At 69.4% G+C, this 19654-nt stretch carries 20 protein-coding genes; 1 reads left to right on the top strand and 19 read right to left on the bottom strand.

The genetic code is table 11. The annotated features are described in order from the left end of the window. Window positions 1-28: 28 nt before the first annotated feature. The 19 genes from ACFQY2_RS10865 to ACFQY2_RS10775 form a co-directional block, all read right to left on the bottom strand. Window positions 29-964 (bottom strand): RluA family pseudouridine synthase, encoded by a 936-nt coding sequence (locus ACFQY2_RS10865; protein WP_378745809.1) that lies wholly within the window; start codon window positions 962-964, stop codon window positions 29-31. Between the two features lie 2 nt (window positions 965-966). Then, a complete protein-coding gene (gene lspA, locus ACFQY2_RS10860; RefSeq protein WP_378745808.1) occupies window positions 967-1548 on the bottom strand; it encodes a signal peptidase II in 582 nt (193 codons plus the stop codon). Window positions 1549-1555: 7 nt separating this feature from the next. Then, window positions 1556-2128 carry a DivIVA domain-containing protein gene (locus tag ACFQY2_RS10855; protein WP_378745807.1) on the bottom strand — a complete coding sequence of 191 codons (573 nt, stop codon included), beginning with the start codon at window positions 2126-2128 and terminating at the stop codon, window positions 1556-1558. Window positions 2129-2271: 143 nt separating this feature from the next. Further along, a complete protein-coding gene (locus ACFQY2_RS10850) occupies window positions 2272-2571 on the bottom strand; it encodes a YggT family protein (RefSeq protein ID WP_378745805.1) in 300 nt (99 codons plus the stop codon). Window positions 2572-2573: 2 nt separating this feature from the next. Further along, complete coding sequence (locus tag ACFQY2_RS10845) at window positions 2574-3047, bottom strand: cell division protein SepF (RefSeq protein WP_378745804.1); 474 nt, start codon at window positions 3045-3047, stop codon at window positions 2574-2576. Between the two features lie 43 nt (window positions 3048-3090). After that, entirely contained in the window at window positions 3091-3795 is a 705-nt protein-coding gene (locus ACFQY2_RS10840) for a YggS family pyridoxal phosphate-dependent enzyme (protein WP_378745803.1), read from the bottom strand. Window positions 3796-3814: 19 nt separating this feature from the next. Beyond that, window positions 3815-4957: a cell division protein FtsZ gene (gene ftsZ / locus ACFQY2_RS10835; RefSeq protein WP_378745802.1), complete on the bottom strand. Its 1143-nt coding sequence runs from the start codon at window positions 4955-4957 to the stop codon at window positions 3815-3817. 195 nt (window positions 4958-5152) lie between these two features. After that, on the bottom strand, window positions 5153-6148 hold the full coding sequence (locus ACFQY2_RS10830) for an FtsQ-type POTRA domain-containing protein (RefSeq protein ID WP_378745801.1): 996 nt from the start codon (window positions 6146-6148) through the stop codon (window positions 5153-5155). 3 nt (window positions 6149-6151) lie between these two features. Continuing rightward, window positions 6152-7552 (bottom strand): UDP-N-acetylmuramate--L-alanine ligase, encoded by a 1401-nt coding sequence (gene murC, locus ACFQY2_RS10825; RefSeq protein WP_378745800.1) that lies wholly within the window; start codon window positions 7550-7552, stop codon window positions 6152-6154. Window positions 7553-7564: 12 nt separating this feature from the next. Then, the gene (locus ACFQY2_RS10820) at window positions 7565-8638 is read right to left on the bottom strand and encodes a glycosyltransferase (RefSeq protein ID WP_378745798.1); all 1074 of its coding nucleotides are present in this window, start codon (window positions 8636-8638) and stop codon (window positions 7565-7567) included. Next, entirely contained in the window at window positions 8635-9852 is a 1218-nt protein-coding gene (locus ACFQY2_RS10815; RefSeq protein WP_378745797.1) for a putative peptidoglycan glycosyltransferase FtsW, read from the bottom strand. Before ACFQY2_RS10815 ends, ACFQY2_RS10820 begins: the two co-directional genes overlap by 4 nt. Then, window positions 9821-11356, bottom strand: a complete 1536-nt coding sequence (gene murD / locus ACFQY2_RS10810) for a UDP-N-acetylmuramoyl-L-alanine--D-glutamate ligase (RefSeq protein WP_378745796.1) — start codon at window positions 11354-11356, stop codon at window positions 9821-9823. The genes ACFQY2_RS10815 and murD overlap by 32 nt, the downstream gene beginning before the upstream one ends. A 3-nt stretch (window positions 11357-11359) precedes the next feature. Next, entirely contained in the window at window positions 11360-12469 is a 1110-nt protein-coding gene (gene mraY / locus ACFQY2_RS10805) for a phospho-N-acetylmuramoyl-pentapeptide-transferase (protein ID WP_378745795.1), read from the bottom strand. Next, window positions 12466-13878, bottom strand: coding sequence for a UDP-N-acetylmuramoyl-tripeptide--D-alanyl-D-alanine ligase (murF, locus tag ACFQY2_RS10800; protein ID WP_378745794.1), 1413 nt, complete (start codon window positions 13876-13878; stop codon window positions 12466-12468). The genes mraY and murF overlap by 4 nt, the downstream gene beginning before the upstream one ends. Window positions 13879-13908: 30 nt before the next feature. Beyond that, complete coding sequence (locus tag ACFQY2_RS10795) at window positions 13909-15723, bottom strand: peptidoglycan D,D-transpeptidase FtsI family protein (RefSeq protein WP_378745793.1); 1815 nt, start codon at window positions 15721-15723, stop codon at window positions 13909-13911. A 24-nt stretch (window positions 15724-15747) separates the two neighbouring features. After that, window positions 15748-16308, bottom strand: coding sequence for a hypothetical protein (locus tag ACFQY2_RS10790; RefSeq protein WP_378745791.1), 561 nt, complete (start codon window positions 16306-16308; stop codon window positions 15748-15750). Next, window positions 16305-17243, bottom strand: coding sequence for a 16S rRNA (cytosine(1402)-N(4))-methyltransferase RsmH (gene rsmH / locus ACFQY2_RS10785; RefSeq protein ID WP_378745790.1), 939 nt, complete (start codon window positions 17241-17243; stop codon window positions 16305-16307). Before rsmH ends, ACFQY2_RS10790 begins: the two co-directional genes overlap by 4 nt. A 97-nt stretch (window positions 17244-17340) precedes the next feature. Continuing rightward, window positions 17341-17772, bottom strand: coding sequence for a division/cell wall cluster transcriptional repressor MraZ (gene mraZ, locus ACFQY2_RS10780; protein WP_286301729.1), 432 nt, complete (start codon window positions 17770-17772; stop codon window positions 17341-17343). A gap of 306 nt (window positions 17773-18078) precedes the next feature. Next, window positions 18079-18474, bottom strand: a complete 396-nt coding sequence (locus ACFQY2_RS10775) for a DUF3040 domain-containing protein (protein ID WP_378745789.1) — start codon at window positions 18472-18474, stop codon at window positions 18079-18081. A gap of 92 nt (window positions 18475-18566) precedes the next feature. Here ACFQY2_RS10775 and ACFQY2_RS10770 point away from each other — a divergent pair, with 92 nt between their 5' ends. Beyond that, window positions 18567-19646 (top strand): polyprenyl synthetase family protein, encoded by a 1080-nt coding sequence (locus ACFQY2_RS10770; RefSeq protein WP_378746160.1) that lies wholly within the window; start codon window positions 18567-18569, stop codon window positions 19644-19646. Window positions 19647-19654 lie beyond the last annotated feature (8 nt).

Below are 19654 nucleotides of genomic sequence, written 5' to 3'. Positions count from 1 at the left end.
GTGCTCCGGGCCCCAGTGCTGCGACCCCTCAGTGCTCCGGCGGACGTCCCGGATCGAGGATCTCCAGCGCGTGCTGGAAGTCCGCGGGATACGGGGATTCGAACTGCACCCACTCGCCCGTCGCGGGATGCGAGAAGCCCAGCCGGTGCGCGTGCAGCCACTGGCGGGTCAGCCCCAGCTTCGCCGACAGGGTCGGGTCCGCCCCGTACAGCGGGTCGCCGACGCACGGATGCCGGTGGGCGGCCATGTGCACGCGGATCTGATGGGTGCGGCCGGTCTCCAGGTGGATCTCCAGCAGTGACGCCCCGGGGAACGCCTCGAGCGTCTCGTAGTGCGTGACCGACGGCTTGCCGTCGGGGACCACCGCGAATTTCCAGTTGTGGTTCGGGTGGCGCCCGATGGGGGCGTCGATGGTGCCGGCGAGCGGATCGGGGTGCCCCTGCACGACCGCGTGGTAGATCTTCTGCACCGTGCGTTCCTTGAAGGCGCGCTTGAGTGCGGTGTACGCCGACTCGGTCTTGGCCACCACCATCAGGCCGCTCGTGCCGACGTCCAGCCGGTGCACGACGCCCTGACGCTCGGGGGCGCCGCTGGTCGCGATGCGGAACCCGGCGGCCGCGAGGGCGCCGACGACGGTCGGTCCCTCCCATCCGACCGAGGGATGTGCGGCCACGCCCGTGGGCTTGTCCACGACGACGATGTCGTCGTCATCGTGCACGATCCCCAGTTCCGGGACCGCGATGGGCACGATGCGCGGCTCCTCCCTGGGGGTCCAGCTCACCTCGAGCCAGCCCCCGGCACGCAGCCGGTCGGCTTTGCCCAGCTGCGCGCCGTCCAGCAGCACGCCGCCTGCTTCGGCGACCTCTGCCGCGAACGTGCGCGAGAAACCGAGCATCTTCGCCAGCGCGGCGTCCACGCGGGATCCGTCCAGCCCGTCGGGGACGGGCAGACTGCGGCTCTGCACGCTCAGGCCTCGTTCGCGGACGCCGCCGGCTCGGCATCCGCTGCCGGAGCCGCGTCCTCGCCGGTGACCTGGTCGCGCTCGCGCGTGCCGTCCAGTCGCAGGCCGATGACCACGAGCAGCGCCACGGCGATCATGCCGGTGACGATGAAGATGTCCGCCACGTTGAAGATCGCCGGAAGCATCCAGGGCATCGAGATCATGTCGACGACGTGTCCGACGGCGAAGCCGGGCTCACGCAGCAGCCGGTCGGTGAGATTTCCGAGGACGCCGCCGAGCAGCGCGCCGAGCACGACGGCCCAGAGGCGGGAGTGCACACTCAGCGTCTTCCAGACGATCACGCCCGCCACGATCGTCAGCGCGATCGTGAAGATCCAGGTCATCCCGGCGCCGATCGAGAACGCCGCGCCGGAATTGCGGATGTAGAACAGCTGAAGGAAGTTGCCCAGCACCGGAACGGACTCCTGCAGCGGGAGGTGTTCGACGGTGAGGTACTTCACGAACTGGTCGGCGGCCAGCACGACCGCTGCGAGGACCGCAACGATCGCACCGGCCGCCGACCGAGAAAGGGGACGACGTCCTGCCAACGGTGACCTACAGGCCGATGGCGGAGACGGGCGTGGCGTCCGTCGACGACTTCTGGTCGAGGTCGCGGAGCTGACCCTCGATCAGCGCACGCAGCTTTCCGCGGTAGTCGCGCTCGAACTCGCGGAGCTCGGTGATGCGACCCTCCAGGGTGTTGCGCTCGCGCTCGAGACGAGCCGACTCCTCGCGCTGCTTGGCCTCGGCCTCGCTGCGGATGCGCGCCACCTCGGCCTCGGCCTCCTGGATGAGCTGCCTGCGCTTGGCCTCGCCCTCGGCGACGTGCTCGTCGTGAAGACGCTGTGCGAGCTCGATGATGCCCGCGGACGTGCCGGTGGCCGAGGAGTCCGCGGCGGGTGCCGCCTGGACAGGAGCCGCCGGAGCCTCGGCGACCGGAGCGGCAGCGCCCTCACCCGACTCGAACGCGGCGAGCTTCGCCTTGAGCTCGTTGTTCTCCTCGATGGTCTTGCGCCACTCGACGACGATCTCGTCGAGGTAGTCGTCGACTTCTTCAGGGTCGAAACCGTCCTTGAACCGGACGTGCTGGAACTCCTTGTGGACGACGTCATCCGGGGTAAGTGCCATGGGTGGCTCCTCTTTCGATGAGTTCTTTCGGCCAGTCGTCAGACGATGGCGCGGTGTTCAGTCGACGCGTACCCGGGGCGCGCGCCTGGGAGCCAAGCATAGCCCCCCAGCCTGTGCGACGCGATGAGCACGCATCCGGCAGGTCATGTGAGGGCGCGCACGACCGTCATCAGGATGAGGACGACGATCATGGTCAGCGCGAACCCGAAATCGAGTGAGATGCTGCCCAGCCGCAACGGCGGCACGACCCGACGGAAGAACCGGATCGGCGGGTCGGTGAGCGTGTACGCCAGCTCTGCGAGCACCAGGCCGGCGCCCTTCGGACGCCACTGCCTGTTGAACAGCGGGATGTAGTCCAGGACGAGGCGCGCGATGAGCACGAGGACGTACAGCGTCAGCACCAGCTCGACGATGCTGCCGATGACGCCGAGCACAGCACCCAAGGTCAGGAGTCGAACGAGGCGGACTCCGCCTGGGCGAGGCCGCCCTGGCCGGACACCGCGATGTTCTCGGGCGACAGCAGGAACACCTTGCTGGTCACCCGCTCGATCCGACCGTAGAGACCCAGCGAGAGCCCGCTGGCGAAGTCGATCAGTCGCCGCGCGTCCGCATCGCTCATCTGCGACAGGTTGATGATCACCGGAACGCCGTCGCGGAAGTTCTCGGCGATGACCTGCGCATCGCGGTACTGCTTGGGGTGCACGGTGAGGATCTCGTTGACCGCGCCCGCGGAGGGCTGGCGCACCGCGGTGGGGCGGCGCAGCGGCGTGACGGGAGCGGGAGGCTGCTCTTCGCGCTGCTCGCGCTCGCTGCGGTCGCGCGGCGTGCGAGCGGGAGCCTGAGCGGCTTCCTCCTCGAAGACCTCTTCCTCGTCGGCGAGGCCGAGATACACCATGGTCTTCTTCAGCGGGTTACCCATCGTGTCCTCCGGTTGAACGGTTCGGGTTGGTCTGGTTCACAGGTTAACCCCGGTCGGGGCGGGGTCCGGTGATTGCGGAACCGATCCGCAGGTGTGTCGCGCCGGAGGCGATCGCCGCCGGGAAGTCGCCGGTCATGCCGGCGGAGATCCAGGTGGCCTCCGGTGAGAGCAGGCGGATGCGGTCGGCGACGTCGCGCAGTCGGCCGAACGCCGAAGCCGGCTCCTCGTCGAGAGGGGCCACGGCCATGACGCCGCGCAGGCGCAGCGAATCCAGGCCCAGCACGTGCTCCGCCAGCGCTTCGGCATCCGTCAGTGTGCTGCCGCCCCGGCCGGGATCCTCGGTCAGATTCACCTGGACGAGCACGTCGAGGACGCGGTCGTCGGTCGCGGCGCGGTGCAGGGCGTCGGCCAGACGCGCACGATCGACCGAGTGCACCACGTCGGATGCCCGTCGGATCGCCGCTGCCTTGTTGGTCTGTGCCTGTCCGATGAAGTGCCAGCGCAGGTCATCGAGATGTGGTCCCTGAGGCTCTCGAAGGGCGGCGCGTTTCGCCGTCAGCTCCTGCTGGCGGTTCTCGCCCAGCTCGCGGACCCCGAGGGCGTGCAGGTCGCGGACGAGCTGAGGCGGATGGAACTTGGTGACCACGATCCGGGTGATCTCAGCCGGATCGCGGCCGGCACCGCGCGCGGAGTCGGCGATCCGTTCGTCGATCGCCGACAGCCGGGCGGCCAGGTCAGGTGCGGACATCGCTGTCGTCAGGCGCTCATCACTTGAGGAACTCGGGGATGTCGAGATCGCTGTCGTCGCTGAACGCGGGCTCGATGCTCGACGTCACGGGAGCGGGAACAACGGGCTTGACCGGCTCCACGCGCTCCTCGCGGGAGTCGGCGTCCAGGCGCACTTCGGGCAGCGGGTTCGCCGCCGGGCGCTCCACGACCATCGGCTCGAGACGCGGCGAGGGCGAGCCCCCGTCGAACCCGGCGGCGATGACCGTGACGCGCACCTCGTCGCCGAGGGTGTCGTCGATGACCGTTCCGAAGATGATGTTGGCCTCGGGGTGCGCGGCCTCCTTGACGAGGTCCGCCGCGTCGTGGATCTCGAAGATGCCGAGGTTGGAACCACCCTGGATCGACAGCAGCACGCCGTGCGCACCCTCGATGGAGGCCTCCAGCAGAGGGGACTCGACCGCGAGCTCGGCAGCCTTGATCGCGCGGTCCGCGCCGCGGGCGGATCCGATGCCCATCAGCGCCGAGCCGGCACCCTGCATCACCGACTTCACGTCGGCGAAGTCGAGGTTGATGAGACCGGGAGTGGTGATGAGGTCGGTGATGCCCTGCACACCGGCGAGCAGCACCTGGTCGGCGGTGGCGAAGGCCTCGATCATCGAGATGCCGCGGTCGCTGATCTCGAGCAGACGATCGTTCGGCACGACGATGAGGGTGTCCACCTCCTCCTTCAGCTTTGCGACGCCGGCCTCGGCCTGGCTCTGGCGGCGACGACCCTCGAAGGAGAACGGCTTGGTCACGACACCGATGGTGAGGGCGCCGATCGACTTGGCGATGCGGGCGACGACGGGTGCGCCACCGGTTCCGGTGCCACCGCCCTCTCCGGCGGTGACGAAGACCATGTCGGCGCCGGTGAGGGCCTGCTCGATCTCCTCCGCATGGTCCTCCGCGGCGCGGCGTCCGACCTCCGGGTCCGCCCCCGCGCCGAGTCCGCGAGTGAGTTCGCGACCCACGTCGAGCTTGACGTCGGCGTCGCTCATCAGCAGCGCCTGCGCGTCGGTGTTCACGGCGATGAACTCGACTCCGCGGAGTCCGAGATCGATCATTCGGTTGACGGCGTTGACGCCGCCACCGCCGACGCCGACGACCTTGATCACGGCGAGGTAGTTCTGGTTCTGGCTCATGGCCGGCCTCCGTTATTCGAGCCTGACGAGGGATAAACCTTCAACCTCTACGAGAGGGTTAAACTGTTTCCCGGTATTGCGTTCTCGTCCTCGACGCTAAGCGCAAGCCGGCCCTGGGGGCGCAACGACACGGCGTGTCGGGGCGATCTCCGCGACAACACGTCGCGCCGGCGTGGTCCGCAGCGCGGAAGCGCCTCAGCGCACCACCGGCACCGTGGGCGCGGACACGTCGAAGGTCCGCGAGTCCGGCGCCTTCTCGATCAGCGCGACGAGCACCAGCGCCTTCTCGACGGAGTCCTCCTCGCTCCCCCACACGACGGTCTTCCCGTCTCCCAGAGTGAGCGTCACGTCATCGGCCGACGACGCCTTGACCGTCGCGACCTGAGCGCGCAGCTGCGCAGGCAGGGATCGCACGACCAGTCCGGCGCTTCGGAAGGCCGCCGAGCTCACCCCGCTCGTGATCGACAGTGTCGGCTGCCCGTCGGGCTTCTCCGGCGTCGTCGCCAGGACGACTCCGGCGGCGTCCACCAGCGTGTACCCGGCCTCGGACCGGATGACGCCGATGGGCGTGCGCTCGACGATGCGCACGAGCAGGTCGTGCGGCGGCCGGGCCTCGAGTGCGTAGGACTCGATCATGGGGAACTGCGTCAGTGCGGCCTTCACCGCGCTCGCGTCCACGAGCGCGAGAGGTGCGCCGATCTGACCGTCGAGCGCCTGCTGCACAGCGGCAGCGTCGAGCGTGCGCGCACCGGCGACCGTGATCTTCTCCACCGCGAACAGCGGACTGTAGGCGGCCACGATGCTGCCGAGAATCAGCGCCAGCACCGCCCCGAGTGAACCCCACAGCACGATGCGCCTGCGGCGCGAGCGCTGGGTGAAGCGCCGGATCTCCGCGCGCAGCGCCTTGCGCCTGGCACGCGCGGCGCGCCACACGTCGCTGCTGCGCACGGGCGGCGTCGTGTCGTCCCCCCTTGCGGGACGAACGGCGTCGTCGATGACGGCGGTGACCGCGTCCCCGTCCGCGCCCGCCATGGGCCCGCCGGTCGGCTGCTCCTCGGCATCCGCGCGACCCGCCTCGTCGACGGCAGCGCCGCGGAAGCCGAACACCCGGGACCCGGGCTCGCGGCGACCCTCCGCCTCGGCCTTCTCAGGCTGCCCGGCGGAGGCCGGGAGGGGGGCCGGTCGACGCATGGCTCAGACCTCGGACGTCCGCCGGAGGGAGTCGAGCACCTGCGGGATGATCCGGTAGACGTCGCCGCAGCCGAGGGTCACGACGACGTCGCCGTCACGAGCCACCTCTGCGGTGTGATCGGCGGCTGCCTGCCAATCCGGCACGTAGTGCACCTTGGCGGGGTCGGCGAACGCACCGCTGACCAGTTCACCGGTCACGCCGGGCACGGGATCCTCCCGCGCGCCGTAGACGTCGAGCATCACGGTGTGATCCGCGAGCTCCTCCAGGACGGCGGCGAACTCGCGATACATGTGCTGGGTGCGCGAGTAGGTGTGCGGCTGCTGGATGGCGATGAGTCGGCCCGTTCCCGCGATGCCGCGCATCGCCTCCAGCGCGGCGCGCACCTCCGTCGGGTGGTGGGAGTAGTCGTCGTACACCTGAACACCGCGGGCCTCGCCGTGCCGCTCCAGGCGGCGCACCGTTCCGGCGAACCCCTCCACGGCGTGGGCGGCGTCGGCCAGGCCGTGACCGAGTGTGATCAGCACCGCGACGACGCCTGCGGCGTTGACCGCGTTGTGCGCGCCGGGCACGGCGAGCCGTATGCGCACGGACTCGCCGTCGTGCACCAGCGTCGCGGCGACGGCGCCGGAGGTGTCGATGTCCTCGACGCGCAGGTCCGCCTCCGCGTCACGACCGAAGGTGACGACGCGCCGGTGGCTCAGGGCGTCGCGCACGCGCTGAGCCCCCGCATCGTCGCTGGAGATCACCACGGCCTCGGTGGCCTCGTCGCCGAAGCGCACGAAGGCGTCGTAGAAGGCGTCCTCGGAGCTGAAGAAGTCCAGGTGGTCGGGGTCGACGTTCGTGATCAGCGCGACCGCGGTGTCGTAGAGCAGGAACGTGCCGTCGGACTCGTCGGCCTCGATGACGAACAGCTCGTCGGTGCCCGAGGAGCTGGAGACCCCCAGCTGCTCGATGACACCGCCGTTGACGAAGCTCGGGTGGGTGCCCAGCGCCTGCAGCGCCGTCACGAGCATCCCGGTGGACGACGTCTTGCCGTGCGCGCCGGCGACGGAGACCAGGCGGCGTCCGCCGATCAGCCAGTGCAGCGCCTGCGAACGGTGGATGACGTGCAGGCCGCGCTGCTTGGCGGTGACGAACTCCGGGTTCTCCGGCCAGATCGCCCCGGTGTGGACGACCGTGTCGGCGTCCCCCAGGTGCGCGGCGTCGTGACCCACGTGCACGGTCGCGCCCGCGGCGGCCAGCGCGCGCAGACTGTCGCTGTCGGAGCGATCGGATCCGGAGACGCGGATGCCGGCATCGAGGAACATCTTGGCGAGCCCGCTCATCCCGGAGCCGCCGATGCCGATGAAGTGCGCGGAGGTGATGGTCTCGGGGATGGGAAGGGTGAGGTCGGGTCTGATCATGTCGACACCATTCTACTTTCGCGCCAGAGCGCGATCGATGAGACCGATGAGGTTCTCGGTGCCGGTGCGGGTGCCGACATGCTGCGCGGCATCCGTCATCCGGGCGATGCGCTCGCGGTCGCCCAGCATCGGCACCACCTGCCTGCGCACCACGTCGCCGTCGAAGGTCGCGTCGTCCAGCAGCAGGGCGGCACCGGCAGCCACGGCGGAGCCGGCGTTCAGCCGCTGCTCGCCGTTGCCCACCGAGTACGGCACGTACACGGCCGGCAGGCCGAGCGCGCTGATCTCGCTGACCGTCGCCGACCCGGCGCGGGAGACGATCAGATCGGCGAGGGCGAAGGCGAGGTCCATCCGGTCCACGTAGCGGCGCAGGCTGTACCCCTGCACGTCCGGACTCGTCAGGTCGCTGCGCTCACCCGTGACGTGCAGCAGCTGCCAGCCCGCGTCCAGCACGTCCTGCCAGGAGTCGGCGAAGGCGTTGTTGAGCCGCAGCGCTCCCAGAGATCCACCGAAGACCAGCAGCACCGGCTTCGCGGGGTCCAGCCCGAACTCGGCCGCCGCCTCGGCGCGCAATGCCTGCCGATCGATCTCCACGACCTCACGGCGCAGGGGCATTCCGACGACCTCGCCGCCGCGCAGCGGAGTGCCTTCGAAGGCGACGCCGACCGCGGCCGCGCGGCGCGCGCCCAGCACGTTGGCCAGTCCCGGCCTCGCGTTGGCCTCGTGCACGACGAACGGCACCTTCTCGCGCCGTGCGGCGACGTAGGCGGGGGCGGCCGCGTAGCCGCCGAACCCGACCACGACGTCCACGCCGTGCGCGCGGATGTGCGCGCGCACCTGCGACACCGCGCGACGGAAGCGGACGGGGAAGGCCAGCGCCGCACCGTTCGGTCGCCGAGGGAAGGGCACCTTGTCCACGACCAGCAGGTCGTAGCCGCGGGCGGGCACGAGCCGGGATTCGAGCCCCTCCTGCGTGCCGAGCACCAGCACGCGGGCGTCGTCGCGTTCGCGAAGCCGATCGGCGACGGCGAGCAGAGGATTCACATGGCCGGCGGTTCCCCCGCCGGCCAGAAGATAGGTGGTCACCGAGCGACCTTACCCCTGCGACCTGCGCTCGAGCGCCCAGCGGTCTCCTTCGCGGCGGCCGGGATCGTGCGTGCGAAGGCCAGCAGCGCACCGCAGGCGATCATCACCGACAGCAGGGATGTGCCGCCCTGGGACATGAACGGCAGCGGAACGCCCATCACGGGGAGGATGCGCAGGACGACGCCGATGTTGAACAGCGCCTGGCCGATGATCCAGACCACGATCCCCCCCGAGGCGACACGGATGAACGGGTCGGTGGTCTTGCGGATGATGTGGAACGCGCCGACGGCGAAGACGCCGAACAGCGCCAGCACGAGCAGGCAACCGAGCATGCCCAGCTCCTCGCCGATGATTGCGAAGATGTAGTCGTTCGATGCGGCAGGCAGCCAGTACTTCTCCTGGGAGTTGCCGAGCCCCACGCCGAAGAAGCCGCCGTTGGCGAGCCCCCACATGCCGTGCACGGCCTGATAGCACTCGTTGGTCGGGTCGCAGGCACGGGGATCGAAGGCCGAGAGGATGCGGTTCATCCGGTTCTCGCTGGTCAGCGCGAACCCGAGCACGGCCATCAGCCCGAGCAGCAGCGGCAGGATGAACAGCCGCAGCTTGGCCCCGGAGAAGAACAGGCACCCGAGCACGACCAGCACGAGCACCATCACCGTGCCCAGGTCGTTCCCGGCGATCACCGTGCCGATGGCGAGGACCGACACCGGGACGACGGGGATGAAGACCTGGTGCCAGGTGCCGAGCTTGGCCTGCTTGCGCAGCAGCACGAAGGCGATCCAGATCGCCAGCACGAACTTGAGGAACTCGGACGGCTGCAGTTGGCCGAGGCCGGGGATGTTCACCCAGTTCCGGTTGCCGTAGGAGGAGACGCCGATGCCCGGCACGAAGACGAGCAGCTGGAACATGACGGCGACGATCAGCGCCGGCCAGGCGATCCTCCCGAAGAAGACGATCGGCAGGCGGCTCACGAGGAACATCAGCGGGATGCCGATGAGCGCGAACACCCCCTGCTTCAGCGCGCCTTCCAGTGGTGCCGTCGGGCTCGCGCTGGTGGCCGAGAGCACCATCACGACACCGAAGATGGTCAGCAGCACCGCGGTCGACGCGATCATCACGAACTCGGTGGACGGCGGGACGAAGAGCCTGCCGAGCGAGACGCGAGCCGCGAGACCGCGGCTCTCAGTGCGCGGTGGGTGAGCCGTCTGCGTCATCCGCGCTCCCCCGTCCGATCCAGCCGCGCACCGCCTGGGCGAAGCGCTCTCCCCGGTCCGCGTAGCTGGAGAACTGGTCGAAGGAGGCCGCTGCGGGGGCCAGCAGAACCGTCCCCTCGCCGTCGATCATCCCGGTGGCCAGTTCCACGACGCGATCCATGACCCCTCCAGTGTCGCCAGGGACCGCCTCCAAGACCGGCACGTGCGGCGCGTGTCGCCGGAATGCCGTCAGCACCGGTTCCCGATCCACGCCGATCACGATGGCGCCGCCGGCGGTACCGCCGGCGTCCGAGACGAGCTCGCTGAGATCCACGCCCTTCAGGTCTCCGCCGACGACCCAGATCGCACCGGGGTAGGCACGCAGCGACGAGGCCGCGGCGTGCGGGTTGGTGGCCTTGGAGTCGTCGACCCATCGGATGCCGCGATGCTCGGCGATGATCTGGATGCGATGGGCATCCATGCGGAAGGTCTCCAGGGCGTCGTGGATCGCCGAGGGCGCGACGCCGAGGGAGCGTGCGAGAGCGGATGCCGCCAGGATGTTCTGTACGACATGCGGAGCCGCCAGCCCGGCCGTGCGCAGCTCGTCGACCGTCGTGAGCTCCAATGCGCTGTGGCGGCGGTCGTCGTGGAAGGCGCGATCGACGAGGATGCCGTCGACCACGCCCACGTCGCTGGGCCCGGGGGTCCCGAGATCGAATCCGACGGCGCGCGCGCCCTCGACGACATCCGCCTCCTCGACCATCTGCTGGGTCGCGAGGTCGGACTTGTTGTACACGCACGCGACCTTGGTATGCCGGTACACGAACGCCTTGGCGGCGCGGTAGGCGTCGGCGCTGCCGTGCCAGATCAGGTGGTCGTCGGCCAGGTTGAGACAGGTGGCCGCATACGGGACGAGCTGGCCGGCCGGTGCGGACTGCCCGATGTACCAGAGCTGGTGGCTGGAGAGCTCGACGACCAGCACGTCGAAACCGCCCGGATCGCGCACCGCGTCCAGCACGGGGACGCCGATGTTGCCGCACGGGGCGGCACGGAGCCCGCCCGCGGCGAGCAGCGTGGCAGTGATCTGCGTGGTGGTGGTCTTGCCGTTCGTGCCCGTGATGAGGACCCATTCCGCGGGGGTGCCGTCGGGGCGGAGCACCTTGTCGCGCACGCGCCAGGCGAGCTCGACGTCTCCCCAGAGCGCGATCGCGCTCCGCTGCGCCCAGACGATCACCGGATGCGAGGGCGAGAACCCCGGCGAGGCGATGATCACCTCCGGGTCGAAGTCGCGCAGCACGTCGGGCACCTCGGCGAGGGGGCCGAGTTCCAGACGGGCTCCGATCACCGGCACCAGCCGCGCGTACTCCTCCGAGGCGTCCTCGGAGAGCACCAGCACCTCGGCGCCCAGCTCGGTGAGCGTGTCGGCCGCGGAGAAGCCGGTCACGCTCAGACCGAGCACGGCCACACGGAGCCCGCTCCAGTCCGCGTGCCAGCTGGTCAGAGCGTCAAGGCGATCGGCACCCACGGGTCAGCCGTTCGAGGCCTGGGCGAACCAGTCCACGTAGAAGAGCCCGACGGCGGATGCCGCCAGCAGGCCGGCGATGATCCACAGCCGCACCACGATGGTGACCTCGGCCCAGCCGCGCATCTCGAGATGGTGGTGGAAGGGGCTCATCAGGAACAGGCGCTTGCCGCGGGTGATCTTGAAGTAGGCCCGTTGCAGGATCACCGACCCGGAGGAGATCACGAAGATGCCGGCGATGACGAGCAGGAGCAGTTCGGTGCGTGTCAGGACGGCCATCGCGGTGACCACACCACCGATGGCCATCGACCCCACGTCGCCCATGAAGACCTTCGCCTTGGGCGCGTTCCACCACAGGAATCCGATGAGACCGCCGGCGAAGGCCGCCGCGACCGTCGCCAGGTTCAGCGGCTCGCGCACCTCATAGCAGCCGACCGCGTTCATGCCCTCCCCCACGCAGGACTGCTTGAACTGCCAGAACGCGATCAGGCCGTACGAGGCCACCACGAAGACGCCGGCGCCGGCTGCCAGGCCGTCGAGCCCGTCGGTGAGGTTGACGCTGTTGGAGGTGGCGACGCCGATGACCGAGATCCAGATCAGGTACAGGATCCAGCCGAGCACGGCACCGAAGGCGAACAGGTTCAGCCAGGAGATGTCGCGGAAGAGGGAGACGAATCCGCTGGCCGGGTACTGACCGAGCGAGTTCGGGAAGTTCAGCGCGACCACGCCGAACGGGATCAGCACGGCCAGCTGCCCCACGATCTTGCGCCAGCCGGACAGACCGAGACTGCGCTGACTGCGCACCTTCATGTAGTCGTCGATGAAGCCGACCACACCGAAGCCCACCATCAGCCAGAGCACGAGGACGGCCGACAGCGCCGGGGTGGTGCCACCGAAGAACGTGCCGGCGAAGTAGCCGACGATCGTGCCGAGGATGAAGATGACGCCGCCCATCGTGGGCGTGCCGCGCTTCGCCTCGTGGCTCGGGTTCGCGATGTCCTCGGGGGTGCGGATGACCTGTCCCCAGCCGATCCGGCGGAACCCCTTCAGGAACACCGGAGTCAGGAAGAGCGAGAAGGCGAGCGATATCGCCGTCGCCATTAGCAAGGACCTCACGAGAACCATTCTCCCAGACGATCGCCGAGATGCCGGAGGCCCACGGAGTTGGACGACTTGACCAGCACGCGATCGCCGTCGCGCAGCTCGGTCTTCAGGTACTCGAAGGCAGCATCCTGATCGAGCAGGTGCACGGCCTCGCTGTCCCAGGACCCCTCGCCGACGACCGACAGATACAGACGGCGGGCTTCCTGGCCGACGACCACGATGCGCCGGATGTTCAGCCGCACGGCGAGCAGCCCGATGCGGTCGTGCTCCTCGCCCGCCGCCTCGCCGAGCTCGCTCATCGCCCCCAGCACGGCGACGGTGCGCTCCTCCGGTCCGGTGATCTGGGCGAGCGTGCGCAGAGCCGCCGCCATCGAGTCGGGACTGGCGTTGTAGGCGTCGTTGATGATGCGCACGCGGTCGCTGCCCATCGGCTGCATGCGCCAGCGCTCGGCGAGCTGCACCGTCTCCAGGCGGGCGATGGAATCGGATGCCGAGATGCCGAGCACGCTCGCCGCGGCGACGGCCGCCAGCGCGTTCGCGATGTGGTGCGCACCGAGGACCTGCAGTCGCAGCGGGATCCGCCGGCCGTCGTGGACGACCGTGCACGATGTCCCCGACGCGGTGACGACGATGTCCTCGGCGCGCACATCGGCGCCCTCGCCCTGCCCGAAGGAGACCACGGTCAGCTCGCGCTCCGCGGCGATCTCCCGCATCGCCCACACGCGCGGGTCGTCCATGTTGAGCACGGCGGCTCCGCCGCGGTGGGCGGCCTGCACCAGCTCGGACTTGGCGCGCGCGGTCCCCTCGATCCCGCCGAAGCCGCCGGCGTGGGCGAGTCCGACCATCAGGACGACGGAGACGTCGGGCTCGACGAGTCCCGCGAGCCGGGCGATGCTGCCGGGCCCGGCCGCGCCGAACTCGCTGACCAGGTACCGGGTGGTCTCCGTCACGCGCAGCATGGTCAGCGGTGCGCCGACCTCGTTGTTGTAGGAGCGGACCGGAGCCACGGTCTCGCCGCTGTCCTGCAGGATGCGCGCCAGGAAGTTCTTCGTCGTCGTCTTGCCGTTGGAACCGGTGATCCCCACGATGCGCAGCCGCCCGGCTGCGCGCACGCGGGCGACCACCGCGCGCGCGAGGTCGGCGAGAGCGGCGACGGCATCGGCCACGACGATCTGCGTGACGGCCTCATCCACAGGACGCTCGACGATCGCGAGCACCGCGCCGGCCTGGACGGCGGCGCCGACGAAGCGGTGCCCGTCGGTCGTCTCCCCGGGCTTGGCGACGAAGATCGATCCGGCGCGCATCTCGCGCGAGTCGGTGTCGACGGAGCCGTCGACGACGGTCTCCGGCGTGTCGGTGCCGATCAGGCGCAGCTCACCCTGCAGGATCTCGGCGATCTCGGCAAGCGACAGAGCGATCATGTGACATCTCCATGCGCGGCGCAGCGCCGGCTAGTTGAATTTGGGAAGCAGCTCATCCATCGGCTGCGAGGACGGCGCGACGCGGTAGGTCTTGAGCACCTGGGTCATCGCCTGCTGGAAGGCGACGGCATCCGCGGCCGAACTCCTTATCTTAGTCGGCTCGTCGAGAGTCACCTCCACGACGTACTGCGGGTCATCGATCGGCGCGATGCCGATCATGCTCGTGAAGTAGATGCCCTTCTTGTAGTTGCCCTTGCCATCCGTCTTCTGCGCGGTTCCCGTCTTGATGCCGATGCGGTAACCGGGGATCTCGATGGCGCGGGAGTTCCCTCCCTGCACGGCGACGTTCTCCAGCATCCGCAGCACTTCCTTCGCGGTATCCGGCTTGACGATCTGCTCGCTCTCAGGCGTCGGCGCCCTGTGCACGGTGCCGTCGGCGTCGGTGCAGGACTCCACCAGCGACAGCTCGATCTTCTTCCCGTAGTTGCCGAGGGCCTGGTAGGCGCCGGCCAGCTGAGCGGGGGTGACGGTGAACGCCTGGCCGAACGTCGTGGTGTACAGCGTCTGCGCGTCCCACTTGGCGGGGTCGATCTCGTTCCCCTTCGAGTCCCGGGGGAAGTACCCCGCCTGTTCCGCCGGGAAGCCGACCGCGGTCTTGCGGGCGACGCCGAAGCGCTTCAGGTAGTCGGCACGTGTGCGCGGATCGACCATGGTGCCGAACTTCGACAGCGACACGTTCGAGGAGTCGATCAGCGCGCCGGCGAGGGTGTACTCGTACTGCGGGTGCGGGAAGGGGTCGTTGACGACGGCTCCGTTGGGGAACTTCTCACGGGACTTGGCGCTGACGTGCGAGGACCAGGTGGCCTTGCCCTGGTCGATGATCGTGGCGGCGGTGACCGCCTTGAACGTCGAGCCGGGCTCGTGCGCGTCGGAGAAGATGTGCGAGCGCCAGTAGGTCTGATCGACGGCGTTGATGTCGTTGGGGTCGACCGACGGGTACTCGGCCGCGGCGCGGATCTTGCCCGTCTTCACCTCGACCACCGTGACACTGCCCGATATCGCTCCCTGACGCTGCGCCTCCTCGGCGATCATCTGCTGCAGGTACCAGTTCAGGTCGCTGTCGATGGTCAGCTGCACGGTGCCGCCGTCCACGGCGGGCACGATCCGCTCGCTGCCCGGGATGCGCACGCCGCCCTGGCCGCGCCGGAACGTGTTGGATCCGTCCGTCGCCGCCAGGCACCTGTCCTGCATGCGCTCGATGCCGTACTCGGCCTTGCCTGCTCCGTTCAGGAAGCCGAGCACATTGCCGGCGACCGCGCCGTTGGGATACACCCTCACCGGCCGCGCCTTGCTGTGCACATAGGCGAGCTTGAGGTCGCGCAACGCGAGGTACTGCTCGGTCGAGAGCCCGTTCTTGAGCTTGGCGTACTGGCTGTTCGGGTTCTTCTCCAGCGCTGCGGCGACAGCCCCGCGGATCTCGTCGGTGGTCATCCCCACGATCTCGGCGATCTTCTCGCTGGCTTGCGCCCAGGGCATCTTCGCCTTGGCCTTCAGCTTGGGATTGGTCTCGAAGTCGTTGATCAGCTTCGGGTCCAGCTGCGAGTCGTAGACGAACGCCCCTTGGGCCAGCACCGTCCCGTTGGCGTCGACGATGTCCCCGCGAGAGCCGGCGATGGTCGTCGTCGCCCCCATGTTCCCGTTCTTGAGCGAATCGGCGACGTGATCGTCGGCGTGCACGACCTGGATGTCGACCAGGCGGAAGACGAACGCCGACAGGACGGTGAGGATCACCGCGAGCGCGACGACGGTGCGCCGTCTCGTTCCGCGGGTTGCTCGAGTGCTCACGGGGCGGTCTCCATCCTGGCCGGGTCAGCGGGTGGTCGGGGACGGCAGGCCGTCGGTGATCGCGGGAGGCAGGTCGGGTTCGGTGTTCTGCGCGACGGCATCCGCCGGCGGCACGGCCGTGGTGGGAGGGGGCGGAGGAGCGATCAGGGAGTTGCCGACCTTCGTCGAGCCGTTCGGGTCGACGGTCGAGAGCCAGTCGGCGCCGCGGCCCGCACCCAGCACCGCGCCGTCGCTGAGTCGCAGGTAGGACGCCGGTCCCGCCACGACCAGGCCCAGGCCGTCGGCCTTGCTCGCCAGCGCCTGCGGTGAGTTGAGTCCGACGAGTTCGTCGGTCAGCGCCTGCTTCTGCAGGTTCAGCTCATGCTGCTGCGTGTTGAGTCCGGCGAGGACGAAGGCGTCCTGCGTGGCCGCGAGGGAGATCCCCATCTGCGCGGCGCCGATGGCCAGCGCTCCCCCCACAGCCAGTGCCGCTCCGGCGAGCTTCGGGCGTCGACGCGCGGCAGGAGCGGTGACCGGACGCAACCAGGGCGTGCGGGCCGGACGAGGGTCGGTGTGCGGCTGGATGCGCGCGGCGGGCAGGCTCATGCCGTCTCCCTCAGCTTCTCGGCCGCGCGCAGGCGCACGGGTATGGCGCGGGGGTTGGCCGCCCGCTCGGCTTCGTCCGCCATCTCGGCCCCCTTGGTGAGGATCCGGAATCGCGGAGCGTGCTCGGGGAGCTCGACCGGGAGACCCGCAGGAGCCGTGGAGGCGGATGCGGCGGCGAACGCCTGCTTGATGAGGCGGTCCTCCAGCGACTGGTAAGCCATGACGGCGATGCGGCCCTTGACGTTCAGTGCGTCCATTGCCGACGGGATCGCGTCGGCCAGCACACTCAGCTCGGAGTTGACCTCGATGCGCAGCGCCTGGAACACGCGCTTGGCGGGATGACCGGCGCGCTGGACGGCCGCGGGGGTGGCGGCGATCAGCAGATCCACGAGCTCGCCGGAGCGGGTCAGGGGTTGCTTCTGCCGCGCCTCGACGATGAACCGGGCGTAGCGGCCGGCGAGCTTCTCCTCGCCGTAGCGCTCGAAGATGCGGCGCAGCTGTCCTTCGCTGTACTCGGCGAGGATCGTCGCAGCCGTGCGGCCTCTGGTCTGGTCCATGCGCATGTCCAGCGGCGCATCCTTCGAGTACGCGAATCCGCGATCGGACTCGTCCAGCTGCAGCGAGGAGACGCCGAGGTCGAAGAGGATCGCCGAGGCGCCCTGGGCGTGCAGGCCGATCTCGTCGTAGACGGTGTGCACCAGACTGATCCGATCGGCATAGGGCGCGAGCCGCTCCCCCGCGATCCGCAGGGCGTCGGTGTCGCGGTCCAGGCCGATGAGACGGATGTTCGGGAAGCGCTCGAGGAACGCCTCGGAGTGCCCTCCCATGCCGAGGGTGGCGTCGACGAGCACGGCGCCGTCGGTCGCGAGCGCCGGAGCGAGCAGTTCGATGCAGCGCTCGAGGAGCACCGGGGTGTGGATGTCGCGGAGACTCATGATCTTCTTCCCGTGACCTCCGGCTCTGATTCCTCTCCGCTCGACCCGGCACCGGGGAAGTGTGTCGGGGCGGAGCGGCGAGGCATCACAGCCGTGGTCAGAACAATCCGGGAATCACCTCCTGTTCCAGATCTGCGTAGGACTCTTCGTTGCCCTCCAGGTACGCGTTCCATGCGGACGCGTCCCAGATCTCGGCGTGGGCGCCGACGCCGGTGACCACCAGCTCCTTCTCGAGCCCCGCGTACTGACGCAGGTGCGCGGGGAGGGTGATCCGGTTCTGGCTGTCGGGCATCTCGGCGCTCGCACCGGAGAGGAACATCCGCAGGAAGTCGCGGGCCTGCTTGTTGCTCAGGGGCGCCTGCCGGATGCGTTCGTGCATGGCCTCGAACTCGGCCGTGCTGAACACATAGAGGCAGCGCTCCTGTCCGCGGGTGACGACGATCCCGCCGGCGAGATCCTCGCGGAACTTCGCGGGGAGGATGACACGGCCTTTGTCGTCGAGCTTCGGTGTATGCGTTCCCAGCAGCATCGGCCATCACCCCCTCTTCGTCCGGCCCACTCGAGGTGCGCACCACTTTACTCCACTCCCCTCCACTTTCCTACGACAATTCCGTACCGATCGGGGTTCTTTCCGCAGAGAGACGCAAAAACCCCCGGGATCACGCGGATCTCGGGGGTGGAGCTGAGTGGAGGGAAAGTGGAGGACAGGTGGGGCCCTGGTGGAGGTCTGTGCCCCTCACACACCAAAAAACCCGGATGCGGGGCATCCGGGTTTCGTGTTCGTCTCAGATGAGGGCTGCGGCCGCTCGGTTCTGAGTCGCCTCCGTGCGGTGCGTCAGCGCTCGTCCTGGCGCCGATCCCACCGATCGTTCATGCGGTCCATGAACGACGTGTCGCGCGGTCGGACGCCGTGCCGGTCGGACGAGTGGTCCGGGCGCGCATCGATCGAGGTCCGTCGAACCGGTGTGAAGGCGAGCATCGCACCGCCCAGCATCGCGAGGAATGCGATGACGCCGATGATGATGCTCCACGTGGCGCCGAGATCGCCGCTGGCGACGACGGCGGCGATCAGGCCGCCCACGCCGGCCAGCAGAAGCAGGGCGCCGTAGACGAGATTACGATAGCTGAGCGCGCGGTCACCAGACGGCGCGCTCACGACGTCGGCATCGTGCTGCAGGAGATGGCGTTCCATCTCGTCGAGCATTCGCTGCTCTTGTTCGGAAAGAGGCATGTCCAACCCCCTCGGTTCGGTCCATCTACTCTACCCGCGCGGACGGCGGCGGGCTAGCCGATCGCCGTGGGATTCCTGCATCTAGGCTGGGAATCGTGCCCTCCACCTTCGTCAGCGACGCGGTCGCCGCACGGCTTGAGACATTCCTGGTCGCCCTGCAGGCCGATCGCGCCGACTACGGCCCCGAATCCGCCCTCTTCCTCGATGCCGCGCGGGACACCCTCAGCGGGGGCAAGCGGCTGCGCGCGCGGTTCTGCCACGCCGGATGGCAGGCGGCGAACGCCGCACCCGACGCGGACCTGGACCCGCTGTGGGGCCTGTGCGCGGCACTGGAGGTCTTCCAGTCCGCCGCCCTCGTGCACGACGACCTCATCGACAACTCCGACACCCGTCGAGGACGCGCCGCCCCGCATCGGGCGCTGGAGGCCGCTCATCGAGCGGCCGGGTGGCACGGCGACGCCGAGGCGTTCGGCCGCTCGGCCGCCGTACTGCTCGGCGACCTCCTCGTCGCGTGGAGCGACGACCTGCTCGAGGATGCGCTGCGCGAGCATCCCCATGCACCCGCCACGCGAGCCGAATACGCCCGCATGCGCCGTGACGTGACCGTGGGACAGATGCTCGACATCACGGAGGAATCGGCGTGGAGTGTGAGTCCGCCCGCCGACCTGCTCGAGCGCGCGCTGCGGGTGGCATCCCTGAAGTCGGCGCGGTACAGCGTGATGGAGCCGCTCGTGCTGGGCGCGACCCTGGCGGGAGCGGACGAAGGCCTGCTCGCCTCGTTGCGCGCGTTCGGCCATCCGGTCGGCATGGCCTTCCAACTGCGCGACGATCTGCTCGGGGTCTTCGGCGATCCCGACGTCACCGGCAAGCCCTCCGGCGATGACCTGCGCGAGGGCAAGCGCACCGCACTCATCGCGTTGGCACGCGAGCAGCTGTCGGATGCCCGCCGTGCGGAGCTGGACGCCGCACTCGGCGACCGCGGGCTCTCCCCCGCCGCCGTGGGGGCCCTGCAGGAGCTCATCCACGACACCGGCGCGGCCGAGCGCATCGAACGCATGATCTCCGACTGCACCGACGAGGCGGAGCGGGCGCTGGCATCCGCGAACCTCGACGACCGCGCCGCGGCAGGCCTGCGCGCGCTCGCCGAGGCCGCGATCACCCGCTCGGCCTGACAGGTCGC

This window comes from Microbacterium sp. GCM10027623 (genome assembly GCF_042666935.1).
Lineage (GTDB): Bacteria > Actinomycetota > Actinomycetes > Actinomycetales > Microbacteriaceae > Microbacterium.
This window is presented reverse-complemented; position numbering and strand designations above follow the sequence as displayed.

Coding starts and splice junctions, on each gene's coding strand:
- rsmH (WP_378745790.1), bottom strand. CDS start 17,243: ATGAGTCTCCGCGACATCCACACCCCGGTGCTCCTCGAGCGCTGCATC.
- mraZ (WP_286301729.1), bottom strand. CDS start 17,772: ATGCTGCTGGGAACGCATACACCGAAGCTCGACGACAAAGGCCGTGTC.
- ACFQY2_RS10840 (WP_378745803.1), bottom strand. CDS start 3,795: ATGTCCGCACCTGACCTGGCCGCCCGGCTGTCGGCGATCGACGAACGG.
- ACFQY2_RS10775 (WP_378745789.1), bottom strand. CDS start 18,474: ATGCCTCTTTCCGAACAAGAGCAGCGAATGCTCGACGAGATGGAACGC.
- murC (WP_378745800.1), bottom strand. CDS start 7,552: ATGATCAGACCCGACCTCACCCTTCCCATCCCCGAGACCATCACCTCC.
- ACFQY2_RS10815 (WP_378745797.1), bottom strand. CDS start 9,852: ATGACGCAGACGGCTCACCCACCGCGCACTGAGAGCCGCGGTCTCGCG.
- ACFQY2_RS10830 (WP_378745801.1), bottom strand. CDS start 6,148: ATGCGTCGACCGGCCCCCCTCCCGGCCTCCGCCGGGCAGCCTGAGAAG.
- murF (WP_378745794.1), bottom strand. CDS start 13,878: ATGATCGCTCTGTCGCTTGCCGAGATCGCCGAGATCCTGCAGGGTGAG.
- ftsZ (WP_378745802.1), bottom strand. CDS start 4,957: ATGAGCCAGAACCAGAACTACCTCGCCGTGATCAAGGTCGTCGGCGTC.
- ACFQY2_RS10855 (WP_378745807.1), bottom strand. CDS start 2,128: ATGGCACTTACCCCGGATGACGTCGTCCACAAGGAGTTCCAGCACGTC.
- ACFQY2_RS10790 (WP_378745791.1), bottom strand. CDS start 16,308: ATGAGCCTGCCCGCCGCGCGCATCCAGCCGCACACCGACCCTCGTCCG.
- ACFQY2_RS10845 (WP_378745804.1), bottom strand. CDS start 3,047: ATGGGTAACCCGCTGAAGAAGACCATGGTGTATCTCGGCCTCGCCGAC.